Genomic DNA, 18,631 nt, shown 5'->3' with positions numbered 1-18,631 from the left:
ATGAGAAAGTGGAAAGCATGGCTGTTTGCATTGGCTGTTCTCATAGGCATTGGGACTATTGGGACGGTGTCAATGAAGGCAGAAGCACAGAATCTGAATCAAGGAAAGCGGGTTCTTTTTATCAGCTCCTATTCTTACGGATGGGATACGGTGCAGACACAGATCGAAGGAATCAAAGCCGGAGTGGATGAGAATACCACTATCGACTATGAATTTATGGACACGAAGCGTTTTCGGACAGATGAGTGGCTGAATATGTTTCATGATATGCTGAAATACCATCTGGAGAATACGGATCCCTATGATGTGGTGATCGTGGGAGATGATGCGGCGCTGCAGTTTGCCATGGAATACCGGGAAGAACTGTTCCCGGAGATACCGGTTGTCTTCGAAGGTGTGAACGATGAAGAATATGCCATGAAAGCGGCAGAGAATCCTCTTGTGACGGGAATTATTGAAAAACTGTCCGTAGAGAAGAACATAGACATGGCACTGAAGGTGAATCCGACAGCCGATAAAGTAGTGGCGATACTGGATGATTCAGTGACCGCAGATGCAGAACGGAAGAATTTTTACAGTGCTGAGGCAGAATATCCGGAGCTGGAATTTTCTGAGATCAATTCTTCCGAACTGACAACTGCGCAGCTGCAGCAGGCTATCAGCAAGGTGGATGATAAGACGATACTGATCTATATCGTTATGTCAAAGGACGGCAGTGGCAAACAATATACCAGTGACCAGGCGGTCCGTATGGTCGTGACTTATTCGAAGGTGCCGGTGTACCGCATGGTGGAGGCCGGGATCGGTGACGGATTGCTCGGTGGTAATGTGGTATCCATGTATAAGTCCGGAGAGATCGCAGCACAGATGGCCATGGATATCGCAAATGGTACCGACAGTGCAGAAATCAATGTGGTAAAGGACAGTCCCAACATTTATTGTGTAGATGAAGACGTCATGCGGAAGTTTGGGCTGGAGGCATCACAGTTTCCCAAAGATACCGAATTTGTAAATCATCGGGAGAGCTTTTTTGCCAGGAACCGTGAGGCTTTGATACCGGCACTTATACTTATCACTGCACTCAATGTTATTATCTGCTGGGTGTGCTTCGATAATTACCGCAGACGAAAGCTGCTGCAGGAACTGGAGCAGGCACGTGCAATTATGGAGGCGGCATCACAGCATGACTTCCTGACGGGACTTCCGAACCGCAGCAAATTCATGAAGGATCTGGAGCAGATGATCGATGCGAAGGTTCCCTGTACCGTCATGATGCTGGATATTGATAATTTCAAGAAGATCAACGATACTTACGGACATACGGCAGGAGACGAAGCGCTGCAGCAGGTGGCAAACCGCCTGAAAGAGATGCAGTCCCAGATACTGACATCATACCGTTTCGCCGGAGATGAATTTATTCTGATCCTGCGCAGCAGCCAGAATATGCTGGTGGAGAAGACAGCGTACCAGTGCAGACAGGTATTCACAAAGGATGTGGTGCTCTGCGGTACGAAGCGGAAGATCGGCGGCAGCATTGGTATTGCAAGTTATCCTAAGGATACGGATAATCTGGAACAGCTGATCGTGTGTGCGGATGATGCCATGTATCAGGTGAAGAAGAACGGCAAGAATGATTTCGCATTCTATAAAAAGCCGGAGGAAGAAGCAACGGACAATACGCAATAAAACGGAAATAGAACAAAGAATACAGAAAAATAGGGAAGCAGGCAGAAATTTGCTGTTACAATAACAGAGGTTTCTGCCTGTTTTTTGAACGGAAAAATTGCTTTCCATGTTGAAAAACCATACGATTATGTTATAATTAATACTATTGACTAAAAGGAGAACAGTGTGAAAATAAATTTCACACGCAAATTTGTGCCTGCGGCCCAAACTTTGCAGATTTTGAGAAAGGCATGGTTAATTAAAATGCGAATACTATCAGAAGCGCTGGGATATGTAATGTACTTTTGCTATTATCTGGCGCATAATTATGGCCTAGCGATCATCCTGTTCACATTGATCAGCAAGATCGTACTGCTGCCGGTATCCGTCTGGGTACAGAAGAATTCCATTAAAATGGTAAAGATGCAGCCTGAGATCAACCGGATCAAGGCAAAACATTTTGGGGATGCAGACCGGATCGCGGACGAACAGTCCAAGATCTTCAAGAGAGAGAAGTATAATCCGCTGGCATCCCTGATCCCGCTGGCAGTTCAGATCATTCTGCTGATGGGACTGGTAGAGGTTATCTATCACCCACTGGATTATCTGCTTCATCTGCCACAGGATGTGATCACGGCATTCAATGGACTGGCTGTCAGCCTGGCCGGAGCAAATCCGGAGAGCTCCTCTATTCAGCTGGCAGTAGTGGAGATGATCAAGAGTGGTAATTATGCAGAACAGTTCGCAGCATTGCAGTCAGGACTGGCAGGTGTGGACATTGCGTCTGTATTACAGCAGGTGCAGGGAATTTCCCTGAACTTCTGCGGCATGAATTTAAGTTGGGTACCTTCCGAAGTGGGGGGCATTGATATCATCGTCCCCATTGTAGCCGGTATTTCCGCATGGCTGTTGTGTGTGGCACAGAATGCAGCCAATGTCATTCAGGCAGAGCAGTCCAAGCTGAACAAATACGGTATGATGGCATTTTCGGTAGGCCTGTCCCTGTATCTGGGCTGGTTTGTTCCGGCAGGTGTGGCTTTGTACTGGATCGCCAGCAACCTGTTCGCAATTTTACAGCAGTATCTGCTGAACTGGGCCATCAATCCCAAGGATTATGTGGATTATGAGGAACTGGAGGCCAGCAAACAGGAACTGGAGGAATTGCAGTCCATTGGTGGCAAGAAGAAACTCTTCGAGAAAAATCCCTATGCCAAGAGAGAGAAGAAAGATTTCAAACGTTTCTTCTCTGTAGTGAACAAGCATCTGGTATTTTATTCCGAGAGCAGTGGCTTCTATAAATATTATCAGGGCATTATCGAATGGCTCCTGGCACATACCAATCTGACTATCCACTATATCACCAGTGATCCGGAAGATCAGATCTTTGCACTGGCGGAAAAAGAAGACAAGATCCGGGCATATTATATCGGAGAAAAACGTCTGATCACACTGATGATGAAGATGGATGCAGACGTAGTGGTCATGACTATGCCGGATATTGAGAACTTCCATATTAAGCGCAGCTATATAAGGAAGGATATTGAATATATCTATATTCCTCACTGTATGGACAGTCTGAATATGACCATGCGTACCGGTTCCATGGATCACTACGATACCGTATACTGCGTCGGTAAGCATCATACTGAGGAAATCCGCAAGACAGAGGAAGCTTACGGTCTGCCTCCCAAGAAGCTGATCGACTGGGGCTACTGCCTGCTGGATCGTATGATCGAAGATTACAGGAAAGCGGATAAGACGCCTCATGAGAAAAAGCATATTCTGATCGCTCCTTCCTGGCAGAAGGACAATATCGTGGACAGCTGTCTGGAAGGCATGCTGGATGATCTGGCAGGTAAGGGCTATGAAGTGGTAGTACGTCCTCATCCTCAACAGGTGCGTCTGCAGCAGGATAAGATGGATCGCCTGAAAGAGCGTTATGCCAAGAACCCGGATATTGACATTCAGACAGACTTCTCATCCAACAGCACGGTATTCGAGGCGGATCTGCTGGTGACTGACTGGTCCGGTATCGCTTATGAATATGCCTTTACGACCAAGAAGCCGGTTCTGTTCGTGGATACTCCCATGAAGGTCATGAATCCGGAATACCAGAAGATCGACACCGTACCTATCAATATCTGGATGAGGGATGTCATCGGAGACCGTCTGGATCCTACAAAGACAGAGGAGACCGAAAACAAGGTCAGAAATCTGCTGGAGCAGAAGGATGCTTACCATGACAGAATTGAAAAGTTCGTGGAAGAATATGTATACAATCTGGGCAACAGTGCCGAAGTAGGTGCAAAGTACATTGTACAGGCAGTCCAGGAACAGATTAAAAAAGCAAAAGAACAATAAAAATTGAAATACAAATAGAGTAAAAGAAAGAGGTAAAAACATGAAAAAATTAAGCAAGATCGCACAGGTAACATTTTTTGCAGCAGCATTCGCAGTACTGTTTTCCGGAACAGCAGATGCATATATTGATCCTTCCGTTATGAACTATGCTATTCAGGCAGTAGCCGGTGTAGTCATCGCTGTAGGCGCTGCAGCCGGAATCTACTGGAGAAAAGCCAAGAAGAAGATCGACAAGAGTCTGGGAATCGATGAGAACAGAAACAAAGAAGTAGAATCCGATGACATTATGCTGGATCAGGCAGAGGACAAGCAGGAGAAGTAATCTGACATGAAAAAGCGGGATAAAAAGCAACTGCTGCCGGGAATCGTGGTGGCGGCTGCCATCAGTTTCCTGGTGTTTTTATATGCACCGGTAGATTTGTATTGCAGTAATATATCCGAGTTCTGGTTTGATTTCGGAATTCTGATCAGGGCATCACTGGGCCTGTTTTTGATCAGCACCGTTGTGCTGCTTCTGATCTATATTGTCTTGTGGCTGATCCATCCGGTGCTGTACCGTATCGGACTGGCAGGTGGATTCTTAGGGCTGATCTGTACCTATATTCAGGGAAATTTTCTGATCAGGAATCTGCCGCCCCTGGATGGAACGACGATTCGATGGGAAGAATATACATTTCTGAGGACAGAGGATTTTATTCTCTGGGGCATCGGCTTTGTTGTTGTAGTGCTCATGTATATTTTCCTGAAAAGAGATCTTTTGTCCAAAACGGTAATGTATTTAAGCGGTGGACTGACATTGATGCTGCTGATCACAGCAGTCAGTGTTGTGTTTACCAGTGGGGCACTGCAGGAAAAAGTACATTATCAATATGGTGCGGACGAACAGTTTGTGATGTCCGAAGACCAGAATTTCGTGATCCTTCTGCTGGATACGGTGGATTCCAGAACGATCACGGAGCTGTTGGACGAGCATCCGGAATACAGTGAGGTATTTCGTGATTTCACCTATTTTGAAAATACGGTAGGAGCATACTCCTGCACAGAGAGATCCGTTCCCTATATTCTGTCCGGAGACTGGTATGAAAATGATGAACCCTTTGATGATTACGGCAAGAGGGTGTACCAGGAGTCCCCACTGTTTCAGACATTGCAGGAACGTGGCTACAATATGGAACTCTGTGATTCTGAATTGTATATGGATACCGAACTGATGCATATGTTCAGCAACATTCACGTAGTGGATTTCGAACTGAGTTCTTATACGAAATTTGCGAAACCACTGTTGAAGCTGATCGGTTTCCGGTATGCGCCTTTTGAACTGAAGAAAATGTGTACATTTAAAAAGGCTGCATTCGCAGAACTGCTCCAGGTAGAGAATACACCTGAGGAAACCAGCTGCAGTGAATCGGATCATGTATTTAAGAGTCAGCTGGATCTGCAGGGAATTACCGTGGAAGATTCCTCCAAAAAATTCAAATTTATTCATCTGAACGGAGCACATGTTCCTTATATCTATGATAAGGACATGAATATCATCAATGAACTGGACGGCACCTATGAACAGAGCGCACAGGCCACGATGGTCGGTGCAATGGATTATGTCGAACATCTGCGCAACAGTGAAGCCTACGACAATACAGTCCTCATTGTGATGTCGGATCATGGCTATAACGGAAGCCTGGGACAAAGCGGAGAGGCTACCTGGATGCGTCAGTGTGCATTACTTCTGATCAAGGGAAGAAATGAGCATCATGATACCATGCAGATCTCACAGGCACCCATAAGCTTTGAGGATCTCCAGGAGGCATATGTGCGTCTGCTGGACGGCAGGCGGAGTGATGAGGTCTTTGACTGGAAGGAAGGCGATGCAAGAGAACGCCGGTTCTTACGGTATTCTTTCCTGGATGACGATCATATGCAGGAGTATATACAGACGGGGTATGCTTCTGATATGGATACCATGATTCCTACCGGAAGAGAGTATAATCGTTAGAAAGAAATGCAACAATGTGACAGGGAGAATAAGTGTGAGTAAAAATACTGTGAGAAAAAAGATAACAGGCAGACAGCTGATGCCGGGGATTTTCATATCCCTGGCTATCAGCTTTTTGTTGTTTTTATATGCACCTGTCGATCTGTATTGCGCGAATGTTTCGGAATTCTGGTTTGATTTTTCCACGTTATTGATCACTGCACTGGGGATGTTCGCTGCCTGTTTTGCTGTACTGATGGTGTTATATCTGATTGCCATGCTGATTCATCCGTATGTGTACCGGATCGCACTGGCTGGAGGGCTGACACTTTTTATCTGTACCTATATCCAGGGGAATTTTATGATCGACAAGCTGCCTCCGCTGGATGGAACGACCATCAAATGGGAGAATTATACGATACTGCGGACAGAAGATCTGATCCTCTGGAGTGTTGCTTTGCTGATCGTCGTTCTTATGTACGTTTTTCTGAAAAAAGATCTGTTTTCCAGAACCGTAATGTATCTGAGCGGTGGACTTACCCTGATGCTGTTGATCACGGCAGTCAGCGTAGTATTTACCAGCGGGGCATTGCAGGAGAGAGCGCGTTATCAGCTTGGCGGAGATAACGAATTCGTAATGTCTGATGAACAGAATTTTATAATTCTGGTATTGGATACCGTGGACTCCAGAACTTTTGCAGAATTGCTGGAGACACATCCGGAATATGCAGCTGAGTTTCAGGATTTTACTTATTTTGAAAATACCGTAGGGGCGTATTCCTGTACCGAGAGAGCCGTACCCTATATTTTGTCAGGGGAATGGTACGAGAATGATGAACCGTTTGAAGATTATATGCGCCGGATGTACCGAGAATCTCCACTGTTCCGGACATTACAGGAACGGGGATACCGGATGGAGTTTTATGATGAAGAACTTTATCTGGATGACGAGATAGCCCAGATGTTCAGCAATGTATACCGGGTGGATTTTGAACTGAGTTCCTATGTCAGATTTGCAAAACCTTTGTTGAAACTGGTGGGATTCCGATATGCCCCTTTTGAACTGAAGAAGAAATGTATTTTCAAGATGGCGGCTATCGATGAACTGGTCAAAGTGGAAAATGCACAAGAAAAATACAGTTTCAGCCAGCAAGATCATATATTTAAGAGTCAACTGGACCAAAGAGGGATCAGTGAACAGGATACACAGGCAAAATTCCAGTTTATTCATTTGAATGGAGCCCATGTCCCCTTCATCTATGATGAAAATATGAATATTATTGATGAAGAGGAAGGAACTTATGAACAGACGATGCTGGCGGTGCTCTCCGGGGCTGGGAACTATGTGGAGAAGCTGCGCGGAAGTGGAGCTTATGACAATACGGTGCTGATCATTATGGCGGATCACGGATACAACGGAAGCCTAGATGAGAGCGGAGAGGAAGCCTGGATGCGTCAGTGTCCGCTGCTGTTGATAAAAGGCATGGGGGAAACCCATGATACCATGCAGATCTCACAGGCACCCATAAGCTTTGAAGATCTGCAGGAAGCATATACACGTCTGTTGGACGGAAAGCAGAGCACGGCCGCCTTCGACTGGAAGGAAGGCGATGTAAGGGAGCGCCGGTTCTTAAAATATTCTTTTCTGGATGAGGATCACATGCAGGAATATGTGCAGACGGGATATGCGTTTGACAGGAATACCATGAAGGCTACCGGAAGAGAGTATAATCGTTAGAAAGAAATGCAACAATGTGACAGGGAGAATAAGTGTGAGTAAAAATACTGTGAGAAAAAAGATAACAGGCAGACAGCTGATGCCGGGGATTTTCATATCCCTGGCTATCAGCTTTTTGTTGTTTTTATATGCACCTGTCGATCTGTACTGTGCGAATACAGCGGAATTCTGGTTTGATTTTTCCACGTTATTGATCACTGCACTGGGGATGTTTGCAGCCTGCTTCGCCGTACTGGCGGTGTTGTATCTGATTGCCATGCTGATTCATCCGTATGTGTACCGGATCACACTGGCCGGAGGAATTGCACTTTTTATCTGCACCTATATCCAGGGGAATTTTATGATCGACAGACTGCCGCCATTGGACGGAACTTCAATCTGGTGGGGCAAATACGATATTCTCCGGAAAGATACATTGCTTCTTTGGGTAGTAGTGCTGATCGTTGTAATTGCGGCAATGATCGTGCTGCGAAAGCAGAAATTTGTCCATGTGGTAATGTTCATCAGCGGATGCATGACCCTGATGCTTCTGGTTACCGCATGCAGCACCGTGATTACCAGCGGGGCACTGCATTCCAAACTGCATCTGCATGTCAGCGTGGAAGAAGAATTCGAGATGTCTGCGGACAACAATTTTGTGATCCTTGTGTTGGATACGGCAGATTCCAGAGAGTTTACCTCACTGTTAGAGGAACATCCGGAGTACCGGGAGATCTTTGGAGATTTTACTTATTTTGAGAATACCACGGGAGCTTACACCAGCACATTGAATGCTATTCCTTTTATTTTATCCGGTGAATGGTATGAGAATGAGGGATCTTTTCAGGACTATCTGGACAGAGTCTACAGAGAGGCACCGTTGTGGAAGGAACTGAAGAGCAGAAATTATCAGATCGATCTCTATGAGGATGATATCCGTGCACAGGATGCTTCCATCGTGGACAATTTTGACAATGTCTATTTTACTAAGGTCACCCCCGTTTCTTATCTGGAACTGGCAAAGCAGGAGCTGAAGCTCGTTGGATTCCGGTATGCACCGTATGATCTGAAAAGATACTGCGTGATCAAAGAAGTCTATTTTAATGAATTACGGGAATCTCATCCGGAAGGTTCGGATTCCAAGGCGTTTACTGCGGATAATACGGCTTTCAAGGAGGATCTGGCAGCCCAGGGTGTTGTGATGGATGAGACGGGAAACCGTTTCAAGTTCATCCATCTGAACGGGGCTCACGCACCTTTTATCTATGACAAGGATGCCAATGTCATCGGTGTGGAACAGGGATCTTACCGTCAGAGCATGGAAGCTTCCATTACATTGGCAGCAAATTATATTCAGGCATTGAAAGACAGTGGTGCCTATGACAACACCGCTCTGATCGTAATGGCAGATCACGGATACAACGGTATGGGAGAAAAGGAAGAGGACTTTCTGCGGCAGGCAGCGTTGCTTCTGATCAAAGGAAGAAATGAACAGCACGATACCATGCAGATCTCGGAAGCTCCTATCAGCTACGAAGACCTGCAGGAGGCGTATGTCCGACTGCTGGATGGCGCGCAGAGCGACGCGGTGTTTGACTGGAAAGAGGGAGATACCAGAGAGAGACGTTTCCTGGAATACGCTCCCGGCAGCGAGAAACACATGGTAGAATATCTCCAGAAAGGCCATGCACAGGATCTGACAACTATGGTGCCTACCGGAAGGGTGTTCGACCGGTAATAACTTTTCCTGCGATAGAAGCGGCGGGGATGATCCCGACTTCCGCAAAGCGGCTGTCAATGCTGTGGTTGCGGTTGTCACCCAGGACAAAATATTCTCCGGGTGCAAGCGTCAGGGGAGCGGCGGCATTGCCGGCATCCTCCATGAGAGAAAAACCATCGGGGGTCGGTTGGGGAACCCCATTGACATAGAGGATTCCCTCTGTGATCTGTACCGTATCTCCCGGCAGGGCCACGATCCGTTTGACGATATTGCGTCCCAGCGTCTCGTGGCGGATGACAACGACATCGTTATAGTCCAGACAGTCTGGCAGACCGAATTTCTGAAGGAGGACCGGCTGCCCGGAGGTGTAGGTCGGCTCCATGGAAGAACCGTTCACAAAATACAGCTGTACCACGAAATGGGACACCAGATAACAGATACAGCCGATAAGCAATACAAAAAGCAGATAAGAACGGGTGCGATGATTCATAAGGGATCCTTTCCGGTTTGTTAAAATGCTGATAAAGATATCAAAATCTATCAGATAGCATACCACATTTCGGGTGGCAATAACAGAGAAGAGAAACAATAAGAGAAAAAGAGGTAAATGCAATGAAAGTATTACTGGTAAACGGAAGCGGACATGCGAAGGGCTGTACCTACACAGCTCTGGAGGAAGTAGCGGGAGCACTGGAGAAAAACGGTATTGAGACGGAGATCATCCAGGTGGGTACACAGCCCATCGCCGGATGTATCGGCTGCAATGCCTGTCTGAAGAACGGAAAGTGTTTCCGGGAGGATGGCGTGAATGAATTTGTGGAAAAAGCGAAGACTGCAGACGGATTTGTCTTCGGATCTCCGGTGCATTATGCATCTGCTTCCGGTATGATCACTTCCTTCCTGGACAGAGCATTTTACGGCAAGAGCGCCCTGTTCCAGGGCAAGCCCGGTGCCTGCATCGTCAGCTGCAGACGCGGTGGGGCTTCCGCAGCCTTTGACCAGTTGAACAAATATTTTACCATCAACTGTATGCCGGTGGTATCCAGCCAGTATTGGAATCAGGTACACGGCAATACTCCCGAAGAGGTAAAACAGGATCTGGAAGGCATGCAGACCATGCGTACCCTGGGTAACAATATGGCATGGCTGCTCAAATGCATTGCCGCAGGAAAAGCTGCGGGCGTGGATTTCCCGGAGAGAGAACCGGCGCAGAAGACCAACTTTATTCGATAAGGAGACAGATGAATTATGGCAGAGTGGAATGGATTGGGAAGATATCCGGAGGATGCGGATGTGAATGATCGTCCGGAAGAGGGTACCTTACTGGCCTATGTGGACGGAAGCTATCAGGATGCACTGAAAAAATACGGTTTCGGCTGTATTTTTATTCTTCCCGACGGACGCATCTATACAGAATACGGTAATGGTGACAATCCGGACTCTCTGAAACAGCGGAATGTCTCCGGAGAGATGCTGGGAGCCATGTATGCGGTACGGTTTGCCTTAAACAGCGGCTTTACAGTCATCGAGATCCGCTACGACTATGAAGGAATCGAGAAATGGGTCACCGGTGCCTGGAAAAGTAAGAATGATCTGACGAAAAAATATGCACAGACCATGCTGGGCTGGGGACAGAAGATTCAGATCCGCTTTACCAAAGTACCGGCTCATTCGAAGGTAAAATACAACGAGCTGGCAGATGAGACCGCAAAGCTGGGTGTGGCAAACGGAAACGGTATTCCCAAAGTCAAAAGTCTCAGTGACTTCGAAGCGGCAGACGGTGTGGAAGCGTGAAAACATATACTTGCGGCCGTGTGTCTGTAGCCCGGAAGTTAAGGGCTTCGGAAAGGAATGAGGAATAGAATGCGTCTGAATAAATATCTGGCACAGTGCGGTGTATGTTCCCGAAGAGATGCGGATAAGCTGATCGAACAGGGAAAAGTACTGGTCAACGGTCAGGTGGCCGGAATGGGACAACAGGTGGAAGAAACGGACACCGTGCAGGTGGGTAAGAAGATTCTGCAGGGAAAACAGACACAGAAGGTACTGGCATTTTACAAGCCGGTGGGAGTGACCTGCACGGAGAGAGATCCTCATGCAGAGAAAAAGATCATGGATATGATCCGCTATCCGGAACGGCTGACCTATGCGGGACGTCTGGACAAAGATTCCGAAGGTCTGATCCTGCTCACCAATGATGGAGATCTGATCAATGCCATGATGCGGGGCGCCAACCGTCATGAAAAAGAATATATCGTAAAGACAGATAGGGAAATAACACCCGATTTTTTGGAAAAAATGGCGAAAGGTATTTATCTGAAAGATCTGGACATCACTACCAGAGAATGTGAGATTGAACAGATCGGAAAATTTACCTTCCGTATCGTTTTGACTCAGGGAGTCAACAGACAGATCCGGCGGATGTGTGAAGCCTGTGGATACCGGGTAAAAGCGCTGAAAAGAATCCGGATCATGAACATTCTGCTGGGGGATCTGAAGCCGGGAAAGTGGCGCGAGGTCACCGGAGAAGAGCTGGAACAGCTTCAAAGAGACACCGGAATGTTAAATCGCAATTAAATATATAAAGGCAGGAATACAAGATGCAGTCTTCCAAAATAGACCGGATCAAAGATCTGGTAGAACAACTGAATGCAGCTTCCGAAAGCTATTACGCCAAGGATCAGGAGATCATGAGCAACTACGAATACGACAAGCTCTATGATGAACTGGTGGAACTGGAAAAAGAGACAGGCGTTACCCTGGCCAACAGTCCTACGGTAAACGTAGGCTACGAAGCGGTGGATGAGCTTCCCAAGGAGCGCCATGAGAGTCCTATGCTGTCTCTGGGCAAGACGAAAAGCCGGGAAGAACTGCGGGACTGGCTGCAAGGCAATCCTGCAATTCTCAGCTGGAAACTGGACGGGCTGACCATTGTATTGACGTATCGTGAAGGAAAACTTGCAAAAGCGGTTACCCGTGGCAACGGCGAGATCGGTGAGGTCATTACAAATAACGCCCGTACTTTTAAGAATCTTCCGCTGAATATTTCCTATACCGGAGAACTGATCCTGCGGGGAGAAGCGGTGATCACCTACAGTGATTTTGAGAAGATCAACGGGGAGATCGCAGATGCAGAGGCAAAATACAAGAATCCCCGAAATCTGTGCAGCGGCTCTGTGAGGCAGCTCAACAATGAGATCACGGCCAGACGGAATGTCCGCTTTTTTGCTTTTACGCTGGTAAAGGCGGATGGTGTGGATTTTCATGATTCCAAGGAAGCCCAGTTTGCTTTTTTGCAGGAGCAGGGCTTTGCAGTGGTGGAACATGTGGCAGTAACGGAAGAGAACATTTTATCTGCCATTGAAGATTTTGAACACAAGATCGAGCACTACGATATTCCTTCCGACGGTCTGGTACTTACTTATGAAAGTATCAGCTACGGACAGTCCCTGGGCAGAACCGCGAAGTTCCCCAGAGATTCCATTGCTTTCAAATGGGCGGATGAACTGCGGGAGACTACATTAAAAGAGGTCGAGTGGAGCGCCAGCCGTACCGGTCTGATCAATCCGGTAGCTATTTTTGAGCCGGTGGAACTGGAAGGCACAACGGTGAGCCGCGCTTCCGTGCATAATATCAGTATCATGAGATCCCTCAGACTGGGAATCGGAGACCATATCACGGTCTATAAGGCCAACATGATCATTCCCCAGATCGCTGAGAATCTGACAGGCAGTGATAATGTGGAGATTCCAAAGGTGTGTCCGGTGTGCGGACAGCCCACGGAGATCCGACAGATGAATGAAGTACAGTCTCTGTACTGCACCAATGAGAAATGCCCGGCCAAGGAGATCAAATCCTACACTTTGTTCGTCAGCAGAGATGCGCTGAATATTGACGGACTCTCCGAGGCAACATTGGAGAAGCTGATCGATCAGGGCTTTATCCATGAATATGCGGATCTGTTCCGGCTGGACCGTTACAAGGAGGTCATTACCGGAATGGAAGGATTCGGAGAAAAATCCTATCAGAATATGATGGACAGTATCGAGACTGCAAGACATACCACGCTGCCCCGGTTGATCTATGGACTGGGGATCGCAGGAATCGGCGTGGCCAATGCCAAGGTGCTGTGCCGGTATTTTGATTACGATCTGGAACGAATGCAGGCAGCGGACGAAGAAACACTGAGTGCCATTCCCGGTGTGGGAGAGGTGCTGGCATCTACGTTTACGGATTATATGCGGGATGCGGAAAATCTGGAGAAAATAGCTCATCTGAAGGAAATCCTGACGATAGAGACACCACAGATCGATGAGAGTGCACAGACACTGGCAGGAATGTCCTTCGTGGTGACGGGAAGCCTGAACCATTATGCCAGCCGGAATGATCTGAAAGAGGTCATTGAGGAAAAAGGCGGCAAGGTGACCGGAAGTGTCACCGGCAAGACCACCTGCCTGATCAACAATGATATTACCTCTACATCATCGAAAAATAAAAAAGCAAAAGAATTACAGGTTCCCATTCTGACAGAAGAGGAATTTCTGAGAACCTATAATATTCCTTACGAGGAATAAGCAAGAAAGACCCGGAGGAAAATAAAATGCCTATCAAAACACAAAATGATCTGCCTGCCAAAGAGATACTGGAAAATGAAAATATATTCGTCATGGACGAATTTCGTGCGGTACATCAGGACATGCGTCCCCTGCAGGTACTGATCCTGAACAATATGCCGGTAAAGCAGGATACGGAGCTGCAGCTGCTGCGGGCGTTGTCCAATACACCGCTGCAGGTGGATGTCACTTTCATGAACACCAAGACCCACGTGTCACTGAATACCCCGGCCAGCCATCTGAACAAATTTTACACTACCTTTGATGAGATCAGGGATCGTAAATTCGATGGACTGATCGTTACCGGAGCACCGGTGGAGGATATTACCTTCGAGGAAGTGGATTACTGGGAGGAAACCTGTCAGATCCTGGACTGGGCGGAGACCCATGTGACCTCCACCTTACATATCTGCTGGGCGGCACAGGCCGGATTTTATCATTATTACGGAATCAACAAGAGACAATTGTCCCAGAAGCTGTTCGGCGTCTATGCACATAAAGTATCCAACCGGAAAGTTCCGTTGGTCCGGGGATTTGATGATATTTTCATGGCTCCGCACAGTCGTCATACCGAGACACCATCGGAGGCCATTCATGCCTGTAAGGATCTGACGATCCTGGCAGAATCGGAGAAGGCCGGCGTATTCCTGGCAATGGCGGAAGAGGGCAAAAAGATTTTTGTAGCGGGCCATCCCGAATATGACCGTTATACACTGAACAACGAATATCATAGAGATCTGGACAAAGGACTGCCCATTCAGATCCCCTATAATTATTACCCGGACGATGACCCGGAGCAGAGACCTCTGTTACAGTGGAGATCTCATTGTAACAACCTTTACAGCAACTGGCTCAATTATTATGTGTACCAGACAACACCATATGACTTAACGGAAATTCGATAATTTCGATAGAAACAGGACGATGGTCATGGAGAATGGAAAAAAGAAAGGAAGCAGAAGATGAATCAGACACTGACAAGAAAACAATTTGATATTTTATCGATACTGGCAGAGGAAAAAGGTACTTTATCCCAGAGACAGCTGGGAGAAAAGAGCGGACACTCTCTGGGAACGGTCAACCGTGTCATGCAGGAACTGACCGAATTACAGTATGTGACAGAGGGAGAGATCACAGGTGCCGGAATCTCCGCACTGGAGCCTTACCGTGCAAAGCGCGCCATCTTTATTGCAGCCGGATTCGGCAGCCGGCTGGTGCCCATTACCTTTAACACCCCGAAACCACTGGTACGTGTGCATGGACAGCGTATTATTGACGGACTGATCGATGCCTGTCTGGATGCCGGGATTAATGAAATCTATATTGTCCGGGGGTATCTGGCAGAGCAGTTTGATCAGCTGCTGTACAAATATCCCATGATCAGATTCCTGGAAAATCCGGTTTACAATGAAGCTAACAATATTTCCTCCGCCATGGTGGCAAGATATATGCTTTCCAATGCCTATGTATTTGAGGCGGATCTACTGATCTCCAATCCGCAGATCATTAAAAAATATCATTATACCTCCGATTTTCTGGCAATAAAAAAGGACAGAACCGATGACTGGTGCTTCACGGTAAAAGACGGAGTCATTGTAGAAGAGAAAGTCGGCGGCCTGGATTGCTGGCAGATGGTGGGAATCTCTTACTGGAACGAAGAAGACGGACATAAGCTGTCAGATGATATCAAGATGACCTACGAACAGCCCGGCGGCAAGGAGCGTTACTGGGAACAGGTACCCCTGGTATTCTGCCAGAAGCATTATAAGGTAGAAGTACGTGAATGCCGGGAAAATGACATTATCGAGATCGATACTTTCCGGGAGCTGAAAGCCATCGACAAGACGTATGATGTTTAAAGAAAAATAAGTATTGCTATTTTGTGCGAATGGTATTATTATATGTTCATATTTGACACAAAGTGTCTGCGAATGGAACGCAGACATTTTGTGTACTTATTTTAACCGAAAACCTATGAAAACCGTTCAAAGAATTGAAACATATCATACATTAATGAACGATTGGAAAAAGAACGTGAACAAAAAAAGGAGGAATCCCATAATGGAGCAGCTGCTGCAAACACCGGTCAAAAGAAATATTTTGTTGAATCCCGGACCATCCACCACCACAGATACCGTAAAATATGCACAGGTCGTGCCGGACATCTGTCCCAGAGAAAAAGAATTCGGCGGACTGATGAAGGGTCTCAGAGAAGACCTTGTAAAAATCGTGCATGGAGACTTGGAAAAGTATACGAGCGTCCTGTTCTGTGGATCCGGCACCATCAATATTGATGCATGCATCAGCTCCCTGCTGCCGGAGGGCGGCAAAGTACTGGTGGTGGATAACGGAGCCTACAGCACCAGAGCTGTGGAAGTATGCCAGTATTACGGACTTCCCTATATTGACCTGAAATTCCCGGTGGACGAACTGCCAGACTTAGAAAAAGTGGAGCAGACCCTGAGGGAGAACCCGGACATTGCCCTGGTACATACCACTCATAATGAGACCGGTACCGGAATCCTGAATCCCATCCGCGAGATCGGAGCCCTTGCTCATAAATATCATGCTACCTTTACCGTGGATACCACATCCACCTACGCCATGCGTCCCATTAACATCGAGCAGGATAACATCGACTTCTGCATGGCATCCGCACAGAAGGGTCTCATGGCCATGACGGGACTATCCTTTGTGGTAGGCAGCCGGGCAATTCTGGAGGCTTCGAAGGAATATCCGAAACGTTCCTATTACTGCAACCTGTATCAGCAGTATGATTTCTTCCAGAGGACCGGAGAAATGCATTTTACCCCGCCGGTACAGACCATCTATGCCACCATTCAGGCATTGAAGGAATACTGGGCAGAGGGAGAGGAAGCCAAGTGGGCGAGACACACCAGAGTCTTCGAAGCTATCCATGAGGGACTGGATGCACTGGGATTCCACGATGTGATCCGCAGAGAATGGCAGTCGGGACTGGTTGTGTCTGTGAAGTATCCCGATGATCCAAACTGGAATTTTGAAAAAGTACATGATTATTGCTATGAGCGGGGATTTACCATTTACCCCGGCAAAATCTCTACTACCAATACCTTCCGCCTGTGTGCACTGGGTGCGATTGACAGACCGGATATCGAAGCCTTTTTCAAAGTGTTCAGAGAAGCACTGGAAGTCAATAAAATTCAGATTCCGGCAAAATATAAGGAGGCATAGGATCAAATGAAGCGAGTATATACCTGTTTCTGTACGGATGTCATTCATGAGGGGCACCGCAATATCATCAGAGAAGCCGGAAAATACGGCGAGCTGACCATCGGTGTCTTAAGTGATGCGGCAATGATCCGTTTTAACCGTTTTCCCACCATCAGCTTCGAGGAGCGTATGCAGCTGGTAAAAGATATCCCGGAAGTCAGCAATGTGGTCGTGCAGGATGATGTAATGTATGATAAGGTCATTGAAGAATTGCGCCCTGACTACGTGATCCATGGGGATAACTGGCAGGAGGGGGCTTTGAAGGCTATCCGTGACAACGTGGAAGGACTGCTGAAGACATACGGCGGCGAGATCATAGATGTCCCTTATACATATAATGAAGAAGTAAAAAGAATTGATACGAGGATCAAGGAAAAGCTTGCCATGCCGGAATACCGCAGAAAGCGCCTGCGCCAGCTCATTGAGATCCGTCCCATTGTCAAAGCACTGGAGGTTCACAGCGGCCTGACCGGACTGATCGCAGAGAAGACCATCGTGGAGCATGATGGTGAGCTGGACCAGTTCGACGCCATGTGGATCAGCTCTCTGTGCGATTCCACGGCGAAGGGCAAGCCGGATATCGAGCTGGTGGACATGACTTCCCGTTTCCGTACCATTGATGACGTGACGGAAGTGACCACGAAGCCCATTATTTTTGACGGAGATACCGGCGGACTGACGGAGCATTTCGTATACACAGTGAGAACACTGGAAAAAATGGGTGTTTCCGCCATCATTATTGAGGACAAGACCGGACTTAAGAAAAATTCCCTCTTCGGCAACGATGTGGTGCAGACCCAGGACAGCATCGAGAACTTCAGTGCCAAGATCGCAGCCGGCAAAAAGGCACAGCTGACAGATGATTTCATGATCATTGCCAGAATCGAAAGCCTGATCCTGGAGCGAGGCATGGAAGATGCACTGAACCGTGCCAGAGCTTTCGTAGCAGCGGGAGCGGATGGCATCATGATCCACAGCCGTAAGAAATCCCCGGATGAGATTCTGGAATTCTGTGATAAATTCCGGGCGGAGGATCCGAAGACTCCCATCGTCGTGGTGCCGTCTTCCTTTAACAGCATTACAGAGAGTGAACTGGCGGCCCATGGTGTCAATATCGTGATCTATGCGAACCAGCTGACCAGAAGTGCCTTCCCCGCCATGCAGCAGACCGCCGAGGACATCCTGCGGTATCACAGGGCACAGGAAGTGGACAGCAGACTGATGCCGATCAAAGATATTATAACTTTAATAGACGAAATTTAACTGACAGGGGCATAATCCATAAGAGACGCGATGTGCTTGCACGAGTGTGGCTTTATGGATTTATGCTC

The 18,631-nt window shown here is 47.3% G+C and carries 15 protein-coding genes; 14 read left to right on the top strand and 1 reads right to left on the bottom strand.

What is annotated here, in order from left to right; genetic code table 11:
* Window positions 1-72: 72 nt before the first annotated feature.
* From ACLTOH_RS01750 to ACLTOH_RS01725, 6 genes are all read left to right on the top strand, one after another.
* Window positions 73-1,686, top strand: a complete 1,614-nt coding sequence (locus ACLTOH_RS01750) for an ABC transporter substrate binding protein (RefSeq protein WP_412223204.1) — start codon at window positions 73-75, stop codon at window positions 1,684-1,686.
* Window positions 1,687-1,929: 243 nt separating this feature from the next.
* Window positions 1,930-4,026 (top strand): membrane protein insertase YidC, encoded by a 2,097-nt coding sequence (gene yidC, locus ACLTOH_RS01745; protein WP_412223203.1) that lies wholly within the window; start codon window positions 1,930-1,932, stop codon window positions 4,024-4,026.
* Window positions 4,027-4,066: 40 nt separating this feature from the next.
* A complete protein-coding gene (locus ACLTOH_RS01740; RefSeq protein WP_022313335.1) occupies window positions 4,067-4,348 on the top strand; it encodes a hypothetical protein in 282 nt (93 codons plus the stop codon).
* A 6-nt stretch (window positions 4,349-4,354) separates the two neighbouring features.
* A complete protein-coding gene (locus ACLTOH_RS01735; protein WP_022313336.1) occupies window positions 4,355-6,019 on the top strand; it encodes a sulfatase-like hydrolase/transferase in 1,665 nt (554 codons plus the stop codon).
* A 34-nt stretch (window positions 6,020-6,053) separates the two neighbouring features.
* Entirely contained in the window at window positions 6,054-7,736 is a 1,683-nt protein-coding gene (locus tag ACLTOH_RS01730; protein WP_118668310.1) for a sulfatase-like hydrolase/transferase, read from the top strand.
* Window positions 7,737-7,770: 34 nt separating this feature from the next.
* Entirely contained in the window at window positions 7,771-9,453 is a 1,683-nt protein-coding gene (locus ACLTOH_RS01725) for a hypothetical protein (RefSeq protein WP_337412967.1), read from the top strand.
* Here ACLTOH_RS01725 and lepB read toward each other — a convergent pair.
* A complete protein-coding gene (gene lepB / locus ACLTOH_RS01720; protein WP_337412968.1) occupies window positions 9,428-9,925 on the bottom strand; it encodes a signal peptidase I in 498 nt (165 codons plus the stop codon). The genes ACLTOH_RS01725 and lepB overlap by 26 nt on opposite strands.
* Before the next feature lie 122 nt (window positions 9,926-10,047).
* Between lepB and ACLTOH_RS01715 the strand changes: the two genes are divergently transcribed.
* The 8 genes from ACLTOH_RS01715 to aepX all read left to right on the top strand — a co-directional run bounded on the left by ACLTOH_RS01715 (window position 10,048) and on the right by aepX (window position 18,563).
* Window positions 10,048-10,668, top strand: a complete 621-nt coding sequence (locus ACLTOH_RS01715) for a flavodoxin family protein (protein ID WP_022313339.1) — start codon at window positions 10,048-10,050, stop codon at window positions 10,666-10,668.
* Between the two features lie 15 nt (window positions 10,669-10,683).
* Window positions 10,684-11,229, top strand: coding sequence for an RNase H family protein (locus ACLTOH_RS01710; protein WP_022313340.1), 546 nt, complete (start codon window positions 10,684-10,686; stop codon window positions 11,227-11,229).
* Between the two features lie 69 nt (window positions 11,230-11,298).
* Window positions 11,299-12,012 (top strand): pseudouridine synthase, encoded by a 714-nt coding sequence (locus ACLTOH_RS01705; RefSeq protein ID WP_337412969.1) that lies wholly within the window; start codon window positions 11,299-11,301, stop codon window positions 12,010-12,012.
* Window positions 12,013-12,035: 23 nt separating this feature from the next.
* Window positions 12,036-14,009, top strand: coding sequence for an NAD-dependent DNA ligase LigA (gene ligA, locus ACLTOH_RS01700; protein ID WP_022313342.1), 1,974 nt, complete (start codon window positions 12,036-12,038; stop codon window positions 14,007-14,009).
* A gap of 26 nt (window positions 14,010-14,035) precedes the next feature.
* Window positions 14,036-14,953 carry a homoserine O-acetyltransferase MetA gene (gene metA, locus ACLTOH_RS01695; protein WP_117464916.1) on the top strand — a complete coding sequence of 306 codons (918 nt, stop codon included), beginning with the start codon at window positions 14,036-14,038 and terminating at the stop codon, window positions 14,951-14,953.
* A gap of 57 nt (window positions 14,954-15,010) precedes the next feature.
* Window positions 15,011-15,907, top strand: coding sequence for a sugar phosphate nucleotidyltransferase (locus ACLTOH_RS01690; RefSeq protein WP_118730478.1), 897 nt, complete (start codon window positions 15,011-15,013; stop codon window positions 15,905-15,907).
* Window positions 15,908-16,109: 202 nt separating this feature from the next.
* The gene (locus ACLTOH_RS01685) at window positions 16,110-17,261 is read left to right on the top strand and encodes a 2-aminoethylphosphonate aminotransferase (protein WP_412223202.1); all 1,152 of its coding nucleotides are present in this window, start codon (window positions 16,110-16,112) and stop codon (window positions 17,259-17,261) included.
* Between the two features lie 6 nt (window positions 17,262-17,267).
* Window positions 17,268-18,563 (top strand): phosphoenolpyruvate mutase, encoded by a 1,296-nt coding sequence (aepX, locus tag ACLTOH_RS01680; RefSeq protein ID WP_412123474.1) that lies wholly within the window; start codon window positions 17,268-17,270, stop codon window positions 18,561-18,563.
* The last annotated feature ends 68 nt before the right edge of the window (window positions 18,564-18,631 follow it).

The sequence above is a fragment of the Waltera sp. genome (assembly GCF_046969025.1).
GTDB lineage: Bacteria > Bacillota > Clostridia > Lachnospirales > Lachnospiraceae > Acetatifactor > Acetatifactor acetigignens.
The sequence above is the reverse complement of the archived record's forward strand: the minus strand, read 5'-3'. Positions and strand labels throughout refer to the sequence as shown.